This is a genomic window from Pseudonocardia kujensis (assembly GCF_021283305.1).
Classification (GTDB): domain Bacteria; phylum Actinomycetota; class Actinomycetes; order Mycobacteriales; family Pseudonocardiaceae; genus Pseudonocardia; species Pseudonocardia kujensis.
The window spans coordinates 89,382-104,686 of sequence record NZ_JAJSOK010000012.1; the positions used below are offsets into that span (position 1 = coordinate 89,382).

General features: G+C 69.6%; 13 protein-coding genes and 2 pseudogenes. 10 read left to right on the top strand and 5 right to left on the bottom strand.

Annotated elements, in window-relative coordinates:
- The first annotated feature begins 49 nt into the window (after positions 1-49).
- Both LWC35_RS11450 and LWC35_RS11455 read left to right on the top strand, forming a co-directional pair.
- Positions 50-727, top strand: a complete 678-nt coding sequence (locus tag LWC35_RS11450) for a TetR/AcrR family transcriptional regulator (RefSeq protein WP_232870039.1) — start codon at positions 50-52, stop codon at positions 725-727.
- A 91-nt stretch (positions 728-818) separates the two neighbouring features.
- A pseudogene (locus tag LWC35_RS11455) lies at positions 819-1,467 on the top strand (IS5 family transposase); the annotation flags it as partial.
- Between the two features lie 83 nt (positions 1,468-1,550).
- On the opposite strand, the gene LWC35_RS11460 reads toward LWC35_RS11455, so the two are convergent.
- Both LWC35_RS11460 and LWC35_RS11465 read right to left on the bottom strand, forming a co-directional pair.
- The gene (locus LWC35_RS11460) at positions 1,551-1,853 is read right to left on the bottom strand and encodes a hypothetical protein (RefSeq protein WP_232870040.1); all 303 of its coding nucleotides are present in this window, start codon (positions 1,851-1,853) and stop codon (positions 1,551-1,553) included.
- Positions 1,854-1,989: 136 nt separating this feature from the next.
- Positions 1,990-2,796: a glutaredoxin family protein gene (locus LWC35_RS11465; RefSeq protein WP_232870041.1), complete on the bottom strand. Its 807-nt coding sequence runs from the start codon at positions 2,794-2,796 to the stop codon at positions 1,990-1,992.
- A gap of 975 nt (positions 2,797-3,771) precedes the next feature.
- Here LWC35_RS11465 and LWC35_RS11470 point away from each other — a divergent pair.
- From LWC35_RS11470 to LWC35_RS11485, 4 genes are all read left to right on the top strand, one after another.
- Entirely contained in the window at positions 3,772-4,926 is a 1,155-nt protein-coding gene (locus tag LWC35_RS11470) for a sugar ABC transporter substrate-binding protein (protein ID WP_232870042.1), read from the top strand.
- Positions 4,927-5,125: 199 nt separating this feature from the next.
- A complete protein-coding gene (locus LWC35_RS11475; RefSeq protein ID WP_232870043.1) occupies positions 5,126-6,751 on the top strand; it encodes a sugar ABC transporter ATP-binding protein in 1,626 nt (541 codons plus the stop codon).
- Complete coding sequence (locus LWC35_RS11480; RefSeq protein WP_232870044.1) at positions 6,751-7,791, top strand: ABC transporter permease; 1,041 nt, start codon at positions 6,751-6,753, stop codon at positions 7,789-7,791. The genes LWC35_RS11475 and LWC35_RS11480 overlap by 1 nt, the downstream gene beginning before the upstream one ends.
- A gap of 280 nt (positions 7,792-8,071) precedes the next feature.
- Entirely contained in the window at positions 8,072-8,554 is a 483-nt protein-coding gene (locus LWC35_RS11485; RefSeq protein ID WP_232870045.1) for a VOC family protein, read from the top strand.
- A gap of 61 nt (positions 8,555-8,615) precedes the next feature.
- Here the strand turns inward: LWC35_RS11485 and LWC35_RS11490 are convergent, their stop codons facing one another.
- The gene (locus LWC35_RS11490) at positions 8,616-9,710 is read right to left on the bottom strand and encodes an ABC transporter substrate-binding protein (RefSeq protein WP_232870046.1); all 1,095 of its coding nucleotides are present in this window, start codon (positions 9,708-9,710) and stop codon (positions 8,616-8,618) included.
- Positions 9,711-10,014: 304 nt separating this feature from the next.
- Entirely contained in the window at positions 10,015-10,515 is a 501-nt protein-coding gene (locus LWC35_RS11495) for a cytochrome P450 family protein (RefSeq protein WP_232870047.1), read from the bottom strand.
- Positions 10,516-11,011: 496 nt separating this feature from the next.
- On the opposite strand from LWC35_RS11495, the gene LWC35_RS11500 reads away from it, so the two are divergent.
- The 4 genes and pseudogenes from LWC35_RS11500 (at position 11,012) to LWC35_RS11510 (ending at position 14,554) form a co-directional block, all read left to right on the top strand.
- Entirely contained in the window at positions 11,012-11,746 is a 735-nt protein-coding gene (locus LWC35_RS11500; protein ID WP_232870048.1) for an SDR family NAD(P)-dependent oxidoreductase, read from the top strand.
- Positions 11,743-12,729, top strand: a pseudogene (locus LWC35_RS40895) (carboxylesterase family protein); the annotation flags it as partial. The gene LWC35_RS11500 and the pseudogene LWC35_RS40895, both read left to right, overlap by 4 nt.
- Positions 12,730-12,847: 118 nt before the next feature.
- Complete coding sequence (locus tag LWC35_RS11505; RefSeq protein WP_232870049.1) at positions 12,848-13,096, top strand: hypothetical protein; 249 nt, start codon at positions 12,848-12,850, stop codon at positions 13,094-13,096.
- Positions 13,097-13,162: 66 nt separating this feature from the next.
- A complete protein-coding gene (locus tag LWC35_RS11510) occupies positions 13,163-14,554 on the top strand; it encodes an MmgE/PrpD family protein (RefSeq protein ID WP_232870050.1) in 1,392 nt (463 codons plus the stop codon).
- On the opposite strand, the gene LWC35_RS11515 is transcribed toward LWC35_RS11510, so the two are convergent.
- Complete coding sequence (locus tag LWC35_RS11515) at positions 14,555-15,220, bottom strand: TetR/AcrR family transcriptional regulator (protein ID WP_232870051.1); 666 nt, start codon at positions 15,218-15,220, stop codon at positions 14,555-14,557.
- Positions 15,221-15,305 lie beyond the last annotated feature (85 nt).

Sequence of the window (15,305 nt, forward strand, 5' to 3'; positions counted from 1 at the left end):
ACAGACCAGTGGTCCTTAATCAAGAGACCGGGCGTAGTATTATCGGAGGATGACGGACTTCCAGCGCGCCCGAACGCCTGAGCAGCGGCAAGTGAGGCGCTCGACGATCCTGGCAACCGCTCGCGAGATGTTGAGCGAGATGGGCGTATCGGAGCTCTCGTTCAACAGGCTGAGCGAGCGGGCCGGCCTGGCGAAGTCGAACATCCTTCGCTACTTCGACTCACGCGAAGCGATCCTCCTCGAACTGCTCGACGATGAGCAAAAGGCCTGGCTCGCAGACCTTGGTCCTGTCTTGGCTCAGCGGACAGAACCAAACGCGCCCGTACGAGAACGCGTCGCAGCGCTAGCCGAATCTGTCGCCGAGTCCTTGACCGCCAGGCCCCTGCTGAACGAGCTTGTCAGCGCCCAAGCCAGTGTGCTCGAGCACAACGTGTCGCCGGACGGGGCCGCGCGCTACAAACGAGCGGCGCTCGACAACGTCCGGACCTTCGCGACCCTCATCGGTCGCTCGCTACCGGAACTCCCCGAGTCGGGAGCTGTCGAAGTGGCCGGCGCCCTCGTCATGCTGGCCTCCTCGGCATGGACATATTCGCAACCGTCGGCGGCCATGCGTGCCGCATACGAGGCAGATCCGGACCTCGCCGCACACTGCATCGTGTTCCGCGACGCGATTGAGCACCTCGCAACGCTACTCATCTCCGGCGCGCTGGCGTCCAGAACGCGGTAGGACACCGCAGTGGGCGTCCCTGACTGTGAGCTCGTTTCAGAATGATCTCTGTCTGCCGCAGACCGCTGACGGACTCGGCCAGGCTGCAGTCGTGGTCGAGGATCTTGTTCCGGACTCGTTGTGAGGCCGGGGTCGCGCCGCTGCTGCCCGCGCGGGCGTCGGGGCGGCGCCGGTTTCCCGGGCGGCTGCCGGTGGGCGGCAGGGTCGCGCTGGCCGGGATCGTCTACGTGCTGCGGACCGGGAGCACCTGGAGCCACTTGCCGGCTGCGATGCTCGGCTGTTCCGGGGTCACCTGCTGGCGTCGGGTACGGGACTGGACCGAGGCCGGGGTGCGGACGGCTCTGCACGAGCTGCTGCTCGCCGGGCTGCTCGACCTGGACCGGATGGCGATCGATGCCTCGCACGTGCACGCGGTCAAAGGGGGAACCACGTCGGGCCGTCCCCGGACAATCGCGGCCACCCCGGTTCCAAGCGCCACTGATCGTCGACGGGTACGGCCTCCCCCTCGCCGTCACGCTGACCGGCGGCAACCGCCAGGACGTCACTCAACTGCTGCCCCTGCTCGACGCAATCCCTCCGATCCGGGGCGCACGCAGGGCGCCCCCGGCGCAAGCCTCGAGTGCTCGGCGCCAACCGCGGCTACGACTTCGACAAGTACCGCGGGTTGCTGCGCGAGCGAGATCATCCCGCGGATGGCGCGGCGTGGGGCCGCGCACGGCTCCGGACCAGGCAAGGTCCGCCGGGGCCGTCGAGTGGAGCGTCCCGGCTTCTGTGGAGGCGGGTTCTCCCGAGAATGGTCTTCTTGGGCTGGGTGGCGAGCGTGCTAGTTCTGCTCGTACTCGATGGCGAAGGGCTCTGCGCTCGCACCGCGCACCAGCACCGGCCCGGTCACGCCGGCGCGGCGGGCTGTGGCGAGGGTGTCGGCGAGCAGCTTCACCGCGCTACGCACCGAGTTCATCGCGCCCTTGCACAGTCGGGTCCCGGCGATCAGCGGTGCCGAGCGCGGCGTGGACATGGTCGCCAGGAGCGCGTTGAGCCCGTTCACGTCGGTATAGCCGCGCCCGACGCCTTGCTCGGTGTAGCCCGAGGTTTGGCGCACGGTGTCGTCGAGATCGACGAACGCCACCTGGGGCGCCGCCCAGGACGAGCGTGGTCGTGGCGAGGCGGCAGGACCCTCAGCAAATCCTGTCGCCTCAGATCAGAAGGGCATTCGTGACGCTACGGCCCACCCTCTCCAGCAGCTTCTAGCGATGGATTCAGGCTTAGACCTCGTCCCAGAGCGCGGTCGGCAGGTTCAGGCCCTGCAGGTCGGTTTTGCTCAGCTTCGCGGCGGGCTCGTAGCCCAGGAACGTGACGACGGCCTGGAGCTGGCGGGTGTGCTGGACGATCGAGTAGGCGTTGCTCTCGATGATCTGCGACAGCGGCACGGTGCCGTAGTAGATCTCGACCGGTCGGCTCGCATCCTCGCCGCTTGCGAGCCAGGCGTTGGCGCGGGCTCTGAGATCGCGGCAGCGCTCGGCCACGTCCTCCGGGGTGCGGTTCGGCTCGGGGATGTCCTCGGTCCCGGACTGGTAGCCGGCCTGCGCGTAGTCCTCGACGACCGCCCAGCTCTCACCCGGGTTCTCGCAGACCAGCACGAGCCGGCGCAGGTGGCCGATGACGTGGTTGGCGAGGCCGCCGTAGGTGCGCAGCGGGCGACCGGGCAGGCCGTCCTCGGCGCGCTCCTTCGGGACCTGGAAGCCCAGCTCGACCGCTTTAGTGGCAACCGAGGTGGCCCGCTCCACGAGCTGGGCGACCGTGAGGGCCTGCCGGTGGGTCTTGATGCCGAGGATCTCGTCGACCATGGCGAGGTCCATGCCGAAGACGTACCGGTCACCCCGGGTGAGCACCGGTAGCCCCTTTGCCCCGAGCTTCTCCAGCACCTCGAAGCCCGCAGGGTCTGCCGCGACGTTCACCGGGGTGAATGCAAAGCCATGCTTGCTCACGTACTCCTTGAGCCGGACGCAGTTGGAGCATCCGGGCTTCCAGTAGACGCGGATCTCCTCGTCCTGCACCGCGGTGCTGATCATCCGGCGACTCCCTCTGTCGATCAGGCGGATCAGTCGGGTCGGCGGCGCCCGGGCGGCCGCGCAAACTATAGTTATGATTATAAGGCAGCGATACCTTCGGTCAAGGGTCGAACGCCCCGCCAGAGACTGCTATCCTTCGGAGCTTCGCTGCTGATCCGCCTGCTCCTTTCACGAATATGATCAGATTATCGTGTGGCTCGGTAGGGGTGCTCTACCGACGACGAGGCGCGGAATGACGGTCACCGGCCCACCGAGCCCATCATGGGGCCGGAGCGGATGCGAGGGCGGGCCGAGCGGTTCGGGGGCGGCCCTGCGAGGCGAGGGTGTCACCGCTGACGGGGCGGTCAAGAGGTCTTGGCCGGCTGTACCGACAAGGCAGGTGCCGTCATCCTGGCGATGGGGTCCACGGCGCGCGATCTCGCCGTGCCGGGGGAGCGGAGCTTCTGGGTCGCGGGGTCTCCGCCTGCACGCCACCTGCGACGGGTCCTTCTTCTAGGACCAGGACATAGCGATGGTCGACGGCGGGGGACATCGCGATTGAGGAGACGCTGTTCCTGACCCGGTTCGGGCGAACGGTGACGATCGTGCGCGGCCCGAGGAGTTCCGGCCTCGCGGATCATCCTGAGGAGGGCGAAGGCCGAGTCGAGGATCGTATGTTGCTGAAGTCGACGTCTTCGAGGTACTCGGGGACGACTCCGCGGACGGGCTGCGGGTGTGGGACGTGTGGTCCGGCGAGGAGCGGCCCTCGACGTCAGCAGCGTGTCCGTGGCTTCTCCTTGTTCTGCGGGTCTCACTTGATGTCGTCGTCCTGGCCGCCGCCGATCTCGCTCCACGCTGCGGGAACAGAATTTTCGTCAAAACCCTGGTTTCGATAGTCAGCTTTCTTTAGGGTGACCGCGGGCGTGTGGAGGGCCGACGGGGGCGTTCCGAGATCCGCATGGCCCCCAGGACGGTATCTCGATGAGGAGAACACCAGTGAGACTCAAGCCGATGCGGTGGAGCGGACGGCTGGCCGTCGGTCTCGCCGCGAGCTCAGCGCTGCTGTTGTCGGCGTGCGGCGGTTCGGGCGACTCGTTGGCCCCCGCGATGTCGCCCGAACAGACCCAGGCCTGCATGGCCAAGGCCGCCGCCGGCCTGGCGGACTACGAGAAGTTCCCGACTACGCTGCCCGCCTCGCCACCCGCCCGGTACACCACGCTCAACCAGCGCCCACCAGCGGGCAAGCGCATCATCATGGTCCGGCAGAACTTCCCGGCGACCGCCAACGCCTTCGCTGGGGTCCAGGAGGCCGCGGCCTCGCTCGGGTGGACCGCCGAGGCCATCGTCTACGACACCACGGTTCCCGACTTCGTCGCCAAGATGGACCAGGCGATCGCGAGCAAGCCGGACTTCATCATGGAGACCGGCCTGCCCGTGGGTTCGTTCCAGAAGCAGGTCGACGCGGCCAAGGCCGCTGGCATCACGGTGCTGACGGCGTCGACGTCCGACGCCCCGGTGTCGGTCCCGGGTTACGGCGGTTCCGCCGACGGTGCCGACACAGCCAAGTTGATCGGGCGTGTCCAGGCGTTCAAGGCGATGCAGGACTCCCACTGCACCGGGAACACAGCCGTGTTCAGCATGGACTACCCGGTGCTGAAGCTCTGCGAGGACGCCTACGTCTCGACTGTGGCCGACCTGTGCCCCACCTGCCGGGTGGACGTGCAGAAGTTGCAGGCCAAGGACCTGGGGACGCCCGCGGCGACCGCGCAGATGGTGTCGAAGCTGCAGAGCGACCCGTCGGTCGGCTACGCCTACACGATCATCGGCTCAGGCCTGGCCCAGGCACTCAAGCCCGCCGGCCTCGAGAACGTGAAGATCTTCGGCCAGGTGCCGAACGAGACCTCGATCGCCGACCTGCGCAAGGGGACCAACGCCTGGTGGATCAACCAGTCCTCGACGATCGAGGGCTACGACCTCGTCGACATGGCGGCGCGGATCACCGTGACCGGTCAGCTGCAGAGCGACCCGGGTGGATTCCCGCTCGCGCTGCTCACCCCGCAAAACGTACCGGCGGGCCAAGGTTCCCCGGTCGTCTCGGCCAACATCCTGGACCTGTACAAGGCGACCTGGAAGGTTGGCTCGTCGAGCTGACTCATGCCCGGAACCGGTCCTTCCGCGCACGCCGGGTTCTGGGCCGGAGTCACGTGCCCTCTCGTCGACCAGCGGGGCCCCCCATACCCTCCTCCGATCCCGAGGTGTCTCATGACCTCTGACCCCTATGTCCACGTCTAACCGCATGCTGACCGAGGGCGTCCTTGCTGGTCCCCGCCACGCTGCCGACGAGCCCGCTGTGCCCGCGGGCGCTCCGGTGCTCGAGATCCGGAACCTGTCGAAGACCTTCCCCGGTGTTCGGGCCCTGCTCGACGCGAGCGTGACGATCGCGGCGGGGGAGATCCACTCCCTCGTCGGGCAGAACGGATCGGGCAAGTCGACGCTGATCAAGGTCCTCGCGGGGGTGTACGAGCCGGACGCCGGCGCGACCGCATCGGTGCGCGGCGAGGCGCTGGCCCTCGGAGACGGAAAGGCTGCCCACGACCTGGGCATTCGTTTCGTGCACCAGGACCTCGGCCTGATCGACAATCTGACCGCAGTGGACAACATCGCGCTCGGCTTCGGCTACGACACCGCTGCGGGCGGCCGGATACGGTGGCGGGCCCAGCGTGAGCGAGCAGCCCTGGCACTGAGCCTCGTGGTGGACGACTTCCCGCTGGACCGCCCGGCGGGCACGCTGACGGTCTTCCAGCGGACCGCGCTGGCGATCGCCCGGGCCCTGCAGGACTTCGGCGAGAATGGCTCGCTCCTGGTGCTGGACGAGCCGACGGCGACGATGCCGCGGGACCAGGTGGAGCACCTGTTCACACTCCTGCGGCGGATTCGCGAGCGGGGGACCCCAGTACTGCTGGTGACCCACCACATGGAGGAGGTCTTCGCGGTCTCGGACCGGGTGACCGTGCTGCGGGACGGATCGATCGTCTCCGTCGAGCAGACCGCTGATCTGGACACGCCGCGGCTGGTCTCGCTGATGACCGGCGGCGTGCACCGCAAGCTCGAGCGCGGGGCGGGTCCCGACCTCGAGCAGGTCGCGCTGTCCGTGCGCGGGCTGACCGGTGACACGCTCAAGGGCCTCGACCTGGACGTACACCGCGGCGAGATCGTCGGGGTCGCCGGCCTGGGTGGCTCAGGCCGCGAGGAGATCTGTGCGCTGCTCTTCGGAGCGGAGAAGCGCACCGGCGGCGAGATCGCGGTCGACGGCAAGACCCTGCCTCCGAACGACCCTGGGGAGGCCGTGACACGGCGGATCGGCATGGTCCCCGCCCACCGCCACACCCAGGGGCTGATCCTGAGCGAGTCGGTCCGGCGGAACATGACGCTGGCGACGCTCACGGACTTCGTGAAGGGCGGCCGGGTCCAGCGCAAGCGCGAGGCGGCTGCCGTCGCCGAGCACATCACGGCCTTCGGTGTGAAGACTGCGTCGGCCGAGGTGCCGGTGAACACGCTCTCCGGCGGCAACCAGCAGAAGGTCGTGCTGGCCAAGTGGCTGCGGCTGAAGCCCACGGTCCTGCTGCTCGACGAGCCCACCCAGGGGGTCGACATCGCCGCCCAGGCGGACCTGCACCAACTGATCTTCGAGGCGGCCGCCGCCGGCACCGCGGTGCTGGTCTGCAGCTCCGACGAGATGGAGCTGGCCCGGATCTCCGACCGGGTCCTCGTGGTGCGGGACGGCACCGTGCACGCGGAGCTCGACTCGGGGCGGGCGACTCCGCACAACATCTTCGCCGCCACGCTGGGCACCGCCCCGGACGACGGTGCGGCGGGCCACCTTGACGAGGACCTCGGCTCGGACGACCGGACCGCGGCGTCGCCCACCCTGTCCTCTTCCCCTGTTTCCTCCTCTGATCCTGTGGATGGTGAGTGATGACGGCTCCGGCTACCACGGCTGCCCGGTCGAAGGGATCCGGACCGGCCTCGGGGGTCGCGGGCAAGGCTTCGGCCGGCTCGCGCATCCTCCAGAAGCTGGCGATCGACCGGTTCTCCGGCGTGTACATCATCGTGGTGCTGGTGGTGACGTTCTGTCTGTGGATCCCGCAGACCTTCGCCACGCAGGCCAACCTGCGGGTGCTGCTGGCCAGCCAGGCAATCACCGGAATCATCGCGCTCGCCGCGACGGTGTGTCTGATCTCCGGAGTGTTCGACCTGTCCATCGGCGCGACGATGTCGTTGTCGATCTCTATGGTCGGTGTCCTGCAGGCGACCGGCGGGGTGAACCCGATCGTCGCAGTGTTGATCTCGCTGGCGGCGGGGGCGGCGGTCGGCTGCATCAACGCCCTGGTCGTGACGAGATTCAACATCGATCCCGTCATCGGCACACTCGCCATGTCGGCGGTGTTGGCGGCGGTCTCCTGGTGGGTGGCCAACGGCGAGACCGTCCTCTATGGCCTGTCGCCCACCTTCGTGTCGTTCGGTGACATCGTCCTCGGCGTCCCGGCGCCGATCATCTACCTGGCCGTCATCGCCGTGATCGCCTGGTACGTCCTCGAGCACACCCCGGCGGGCCGGTACCTCTACGCGGCGGGGGCCAACCCGGTCGCGGCGCGGCTGAGCGGCGTCAACGTCACCAAGCTGACCTGGGGTGCGCTCATCTCCTCTGGCGTGCTCGCCTCGGCGGCCGGCGTCGCACTGACCCTGCAGCTGGGCACCGCCCCGTTCGCCGGCGGCGTGTCCTACCTGCTGCCGGCCTATGCCGCGGCGTTCCTGGGCTCGACCCAGATCGAGCCGGGTCGGTTCAACGTGGCGGGCACCGTCGTGTCGATGTTCATCGTTGCCGTCGCCGTGCGCGGCCTGCAGTTGCGGCTGCCGGACGCGCCGTGGATCGCCGACCTGGTCCAGGGCGTCATCCTGCTGCTGGCCGTCGGCTTCGCCGTCTGGGCTCGACGCCGGCGCATCGCCCGAGGTTGACCCCGCTCCCCGGCCACCACCGCCCGGCCCTGTACGACGGGGCCGGGCGGTGGCGTGTCCGCAGTCAGCTTTGCTCGGCGAGGGCCAGCAGTACCGCGACGAGGATTTCGAGCCTTCTGGGGATGCTCGTGCCGCGGAGGATGGGCGTCGCCGCCTTCCGGGGTGCAGCCAGGTCGTGGCGACAGCCTCCCCGTGTAGCGGGGCGGATCGCCTTCAGGTAGCCCTAAACGATGGTTAGTATGTGCATTGGTGATTCGATGAGGAGAAGGGTCGTCACGCCATGACCGCAGGGGACACCGCGCCACGCATCATTTGGCACGCCGGCTTCATCGTCGACGACCTCGGCGCCGCCATGGACGAGCTGACCGCGGGCCTCGGTGTCGGCTGGGCGAACCCGCACAGCATCGCGGGCCAGAAGCTCCAGGGGCCGAAGGACCAGTCCTGGACCCTCGGCGGTCGGGTCGTGTTCTCCACCGACCTCCCGCTGGCCCTGGAGCTCATCGAGCCCACCCCGGGCACCCCGAACACCAGGATCGGGGAGTCGGCCTTCCACCACCTCGGTTACTGGGACACCGACCTGATCGCCGAGGAGGAGCGGCTCGCCGACCTCGGCTACGGCTGCGTGATGGTCCGGGAGGACCCGGAGACCGCGCTGCGCCGCGTCATGGTCAACGAGGGTCCGTTCGGCATCCTGCTGGAGGCCACCAACGCGTTGACCTCCCGTCCGGGCCTGGAGGGCTTCTACCCCGAAGGACTCCGCTAGAACGACGGACGCCGCGTCGCACGGAAGGTGCGACGCGGCGTCCGGGCTCGTGCGGGGCCGATCAGCCAGACTGGCGCGGGATGTTGAGCTCCTTATAGGCGGCCTCGACGAACGAGTTGTCGAACAGCGAGATGACCTGGGGCGACCGCTGCTGCTCGGGGGACAGGTCGGTGTTCTTGAGTGTGTCCGCGATCGCCTTCGCGCTGTAGGTGCCGTCGGTGTTCGCGAAGGCCGGCTGGCACAGCGCCCACTCGTCGGCGAACTGGACGTCGTTCGGGTGGGCCTTCTGGTACTCCGGCGACATCAGGGCGTAGGCGGCGTTCGGGTCGGTCACGTTCTTGACCTTGTTGAGGCCCGCGATAAACGCGGTGATGACGGCCTGGGTGAACTCCGGGTACTGCGCGCGGAACTCGTCGGTCACCACGATCGAGTTGCCCAGGATGGTGCCGCTGACCGGCTCGAAGAGCGCCGCGTCGTTCGTGTTCATCACGACGTAGCCGTTGCCGTTCGCGACGGTCTTGGCCGCCGACGTCGGGTCCATGGCGGCGATGTCGACGCGGCCGGTCTGCAGGGCGGGTTCGGAGGCGGCGATCGAGCCGAGCGCGATGCCCTTCTGGTCGGTCCACTTCAGTCCGGCGTGCTCGGCGATGGCGACGGTGCCGACCATGCTGGATGATCCCTCGGCGGTGTAGCCCCACGTTCCGCCGCCGTACTTGGCGACGTCAGCGCCGCGCTCGGCCTCGTACTTCTTGGCCCCGACGAGGACGAACCCGCCGCCGGTGAACATGTTGGCCGCGGCGACCAGCGGCTGCGCCTTGGCGGCGGCTTCAGCGGTGTCCGACGAGCTGGTGCCCGCGTTGACCTGGGCCGATCCGCCGAGCAGGGCGGTCTGCGCGTCCCCGCCCTTGCCGAAGGGAGTGAAGCTGATCGTGGTGCCGTACTCCTGGGCCACCTTGTCCAGCTCGGGCTGCGCGGCCCAAAGCGGCGCGAAGATCGTGATGAACGTGCCGGAGGTCGCGATGGCAACCGACGGCGGCGCCTTGGGCCGGGAGGTGGAGTCCCCGGCTCCGGACGACCCGCCGCCGCACCCGGCGAGCGCGACGGCACCGACGGCGATCGAGGCGAGGATCTTGATGATGGACGACTTGCGGTACACGGCGGCTCCTGAGGCCTTCGACGGTGAAGGGATGGACGGTCGGTCCGTGACGTAACCCCGACGGCGAGCTGTGTCGTAGCTGAAGGGCTGACAGCCCCGATGATCAGGTGGAACCCCGGTGTCCTTCGATGCAGTGCGCAGGAAGGCACGCGCAGGGATGACCCAGCGCAGCATCTCCTCCACTGTGTTGGGGACCAGCGAGCGGTCGTGACGCGGGAGGTCCTACTGGTCGGGGTTGCGGGCGAGCTCGATGACCATCCCGGCGAGCAGCGAGCGGGTGGTGCCCCGCCCGCGGCGAGCATCGTCATCGCAACATGATGATGTCGGCCTCGGAGACGGGGTTGCCGTCCAGCTCCTCCTGCAGCAGGGAGGTGGTCAGGTCGGTGTCGCCCGGGACGCCGCGCTTCTCGGCGATGATCTCCCGCATGTAGGCCTGCAGGGACGAGAACTCCTTCGCCGCGGCCCGCAGCTCCCCGAAGGTGAGGTCGCCGCCCAGCTTCTCCAGTTCGTCGCTCCAGGAGTGGACGTGGTCCTCGTCCACCGAGCGCAGGCCGATCAGGCCGCTCGTGGCCTTGATCGGAACGAGGGTGGCGTACCGGATCCAGTCGACGGTCTCGCCGGGGACGATCTCGTCGAGCAGGGTCGCGGTGTCCTCGGCGAGCGGGCCCTCGAGCTTGCGGATGGTCGCGGTGTTGGAGGCGGGCGCGAGCACCCGGCGCAGCTCGGGGTGGCGCAGCTCGGGGTGGCGCGGCGCGTCCGTGGTGCCGACCTGTTCCCCGCCGGGCGGAAAGAAGCTGTCGGTCATCGAGGTGTCGCCCCGCAAGGTCGGCGTAGTTGACGTCGTTGAGGAACAGCCCGCGCGAGCTGACGAAGTCCGCACGCCTGCTGGTGATCTCGCTGATGTGGGAGTAGCGCGTGACCAGGGACGTGTCCAGCGGAGCGTAGTGGTGGAAGGGGTCCGGCCGACGCAGTCGGGCAAAGGTCGGCCAGGGGGCGTCGAGGTAGAACCGGGGGTCCTCGATCGGAACGAGCTCCGCGGCGGTGGTCAAGCAGCCCCTCCTCATTAAGGTGCATACGCTGATCACCTTTAGGGCTGAACGGTAATCACGGTCACAGCCCACGTCAACGGCCGTACGGGCGCCGCGCGAGGGATCGCGATAAGAGCTCCTCGTGCGCCAGAATCCACCACGCACGGCCTCGATGCGTACCCGGCCCGTCCCTTGTACTCTGATCATGGTTTGGGTCGTCGTCGACCGTCGAAGGAGATCGAGGTAATGCGTTTCGAGGGAAGGACAGTGCTGGTGACCGGGGGTGCCCGGGGGATCGGGCTCGCCGTCGTGGAGCGGCTGCGGGCGGAGGGCGCCGAGGTTCACGTCGCGGACCTACTGTCGTGTTCACCCCTCGACGTGACCGACGCCGCGGCGGTCGCCGAGTTCGTCGATTCGCTGCCGACCTGCCCCTACCTGGCGGTCAATGCGGTCGGCAACGCCAACCTGCAGCTGATCCTGGAGCAGGATGTCGAGCAGTTCCGGCGCATCCTCGACATCGAGCTGGCCGGGGCCTACAACGTGCTGCAGGCCGCCGCGCGCCGGATGGTGAGTGAGTCGGTGGCCGGGTGCATCGTGAACATCTCCTCGGAGAACGAGGAGTACCCGAGCCGCGGGCTGTCGGGGCACTGCGCCGCCAAGGCCGGCCTGGCGATGTTGACCAAGGTCGCGGCCGTCGAGCTCGGGGTGCACGGGATCCGGGTCAACGCTGTTGCGCCCGGCTGCACGGCCACGCCGCTGACCGCGGCGTTCACGGAGGTGCCCAGTTACGTCGAGGGCGTCCGGGTGACCACCCCGCTCGGCGGCCGGATGGGCGAGCCGGCGGAGATCGCGGCGGCCGTCGCGTTCCTCGGCTCAGAGGACGCCCGTTGGATCACAGGCCGGTCGCTGCGGGTCGACGGCGGGCAGAGCCTGGTCTACGTCCCGGACCCGCTCGACGCCGTCGCGGCCGCGGGCGAGACCTTCTCGTCCCAGGTCGTCAACGGATGACGGGCGTGAGCGGCCGGCTCGACGTGGCCCCGGCGCCCGTCGTCCGCACCACCGGGGGCGCCGTCCGCGGCCGGCGTCTCGGTGCGGGCTACCTCTACGCCGGGATTCCGTTCGCGACGCCGCCGGTCGGGGCGCGACGGTTCCTGCCGCCCGCGCCGCCGGAGCCGTGGGAGGGTGTGCGGGAGGTGACGGTCCCGGGCAACGCGTGCCCTCAGCCGCAGACGGGCGGGGAGGCGTTCCCGCACTGGGCCCGCCCCGCGGCCCTGCAGGCGCCGACGGACGAGGACTGCCTGTACCTCAACGTCGTGACGCCGGGGGTCGGGGCGGAGGGACGCCCGTCATGGTGTGGCTGCACGGCGGCGGGCTGCAGACCGGCCCGGCGACGGCTGGCCGTTCCTGGAGGGCACCTTCCTGCCCGACGACGTCCTGCTGGTCACCGTGAACTACCGGCTCAACGTCTTCGGCTTCCTCCACCTCGACGGGACTTCGACGGGGTCGAGGGCAGTGGCAGCCTCGGGCACCTCGACCAGGTCGCCGCCCTGGAGTGGGTCGCGGCGAACATCGCGGCGTTCGGCGGCGATCCCGCCGAGGTCACGGTGTTCGGCGAGTCCGCGGGCGGCTGGAGCGTCGGCCACCTGCTCGCCATGCCGGCCGCGCGGGGGCTGTTCCGCTCCGCGATCGTGCAGTCCGGCGGGGTGGACATGATCGCGGATGTCGAGACTGCGCGGCGGACCGCACACGGCGTGCTCCGCGCCCTCGAGGTGAAGCCGGGGGACTGGGACGCGCTGCGCGCGGCACAGACCGAGCGGCTCCTGGCACAGAGCGCGCCGGGCGCGCACCCGGGGGAGCCGCGCGGTTTCTCCGCGTTCCGCACCACTGTCGGCAACGGCGTGAACCCGGCCGATCCCCTCGCCGAGCTGGCGGACGGGGCCGCGGCGGGGGTCTGCGTGATCGTCGGAGCCACCCGGGACGAGTGGACCGACATGCGGGTTGCCCTGCCCCCGAGGCAGGTGCCCCGGCCGGACTACGCGACCGCCGCCCGTCAGGCGGGCACGGGGCCCCGGTCGGCTGGGCGCGTTCCACGCGCGCGACCTTCCGTTCGTGTTCCTGACCCCCGACGCCCCGTCGATGGTCGGCGACGAGCCGCCGCACGCCCTCGCGGTGGCAGTGCACGCCGCGTGGGCGGAGCTGGCCCGCACCGGCGAGGTCACCCGGCACGGGTCGGTGCCGTGGAAGCGCTACGCCACGGCGACCCGTACGGTGCTGGCGATCGACCGCGAGCCCGTGGTCCTGCGGGACCCCGACGCCGAGCTCGCCGAGGCCTGGGGCCGGGTGCTGCGGTACCGCTGAGCGTTGCCGGACAACGCTGACCATAGTAGGAAGTGTCAATACCTCGCTGACCAACGGAGGTCCTCCATGCTTGAGTCCGCCCGCACCGGGCCGATCGTTTCGCGGTGGCTTGCCGAGCGAGCGCTGGACCTGCGCTACTCCGACATCCCTGCGGACGTCGTCGACCTGGCGAAGACACTGCTGGTCGACCAGCTGGGCCTGCAGGTCAAGGGGGCCACGCTGGCGAACACCCGGCCGGAGCGGCTGCTCGTCGAGCAGATGGGGGCGCGGCCGGAGGCGACCGTCACGAACACCGCACTGCGGTCGACGGCGGCGCAGGCCGCCTACCTCAACGGCACGTTCGGCCACAGCATGGAGTACGACGACTGCCACACCGCCAACTGGCACGCGGGCTCCGTCGTGGTGCCCGCGGCCGTCGCCATCGCGGAGCGGGACGGCCGCTCCGGCCGGGACCTGCTGGCAGCGGTCGTCGCGGGCCACCAGGTGATGTCCGTGCTGGGCGCGGACCGGGTGGACACGATGACAGCGCGCGGCTGGCACGGGCCGAAGTTCCTCGGCGTCTTCGCCGCGGCGGCGGTCGCGGCCCGGCTCACGGGCTCGTCGGTGGAGACGCTGCAGAACGCGTTCGGCATCGCGGGCAGCGAGGCGTCCGGGATCATGGAGTACGACCAGAGCGGCGGCGAGGTGAAGCGCCTGCACGCCGGGTCCGGGGCCCGCTCGGGGATCGAGGCGCTCGAGCTCGCTCGCTTTGGCCTCACCGGCCCGACCACGGTGTTCGAGGGGAAGCGCGGCGTCCTGCAGATACTCGGCGGGCACGCCGATCTCGCGCGGTTCGAGGAGCTCTGGGGGATCTGGCACCTGCGGGACGTCATGTTCCGGCTCACCCCGGGGGTCGGCACGATCCTCGCCGCGGTCGACATCGTCGGCGACCTGCAGACCGAGCACGGGCTGGACTGGCGGGACATCACGGCGGTGAACGTGGGCCTACGGCCCTTCGCCGTGGGCCACGGCGGCGAGATCACCCATCCCACGGACGCGGTGACCGCGCATTTCAGCCTGGCTTTCTCGGTGGCGCTGCGGCTGACCACCGGCGCCTCGGCACCTGAGCACTACATCGACCCGGCGATGTGGGCGGACCCAGACGTGCTGGCGGCCACCGAGCTCGTCAAGGCCTACCCGCACGAGTTCGGCGACCACGTCCCGCTGCTGGGCGCCAAGGTCGACATCGAGATGAACGACGGCCGGGTCCTCTCCGGGGAGCAGGACGGCTTTCGGGGATCCCCGCAGGTACCGGCCTCACCCGAGCGGATCGTCGGGAAGTTCCGGGCCAACGTGGCCGGTCAGCTGTCGGACGTCGACGCGAACGCGCTGCTGGACATCATCGGTCGGCTGGAGACCGTCGAGCACATCGGCGACCTCACCCGGCTGCTGGTCGCGGCAGCCGACGCCGAGGGGTAGTCAGCGCGGCCGGGCGAGCACGTCCGCCGCGAGCACCGCGACGAGGTCCTCGACCGTCGCCGTGAAATCCAACTTGAGAAACGTGAGGTCGGGGTGCTGCTCGTAGGCGGTGAGCATCGCGGCCGACGGGTGGGCGTGGTTCCACACGGCTCCGGCGGTGAGCATGATCGCTGCGCTGAGCCGCTGGGCGTCGGCCTCGCCGAGCTCCGGGAGGTGCCGCAGCAGGACGGCGGACAGCCCGCCCAGGTCCTCCTCTGCGGTGCGCTTGAAGCGGGCCGCGACCTCCGGGGAGACGTTGCGCTCGAGCACCCCGGCCTGCGCGCTGAGCAGATCGCACAGCGTGGGTCGCGCTGTCAGCGTGGTGGCCAGCACGTGCGCCAGCACGCTCGCGCGTCGGGCGACGTCCGCCCCCGGGGGCTCGGTCGGTTCCGGCAGGTTCGCGACCCAGTCCGCCCACTTGCGGTGCAGCAGTTCGAGGAGGATCGCCTCGCGGGAGTCGAAATAGCGGAGCACGTTGGACTTCGCGAGTCCGACGCGCCTGCTCAGCTCGTTGAGCGACACCTGGGAGACCGGGCTCTCCGCCAGCATCGCGTCCGCGGTGTCGAGGATTGCCTGACGGCGGAGTTCGCGCTGCTCCTCGTTGCGCGCGTGCTGGAAGGTCGTCACGGTCGAAGATTACAGACCGACGGTGTGTTGACAAGGGACCGCTGGTCTCTTACTGTGAGAGGACACAGCAGACCGAGGGTCTTTT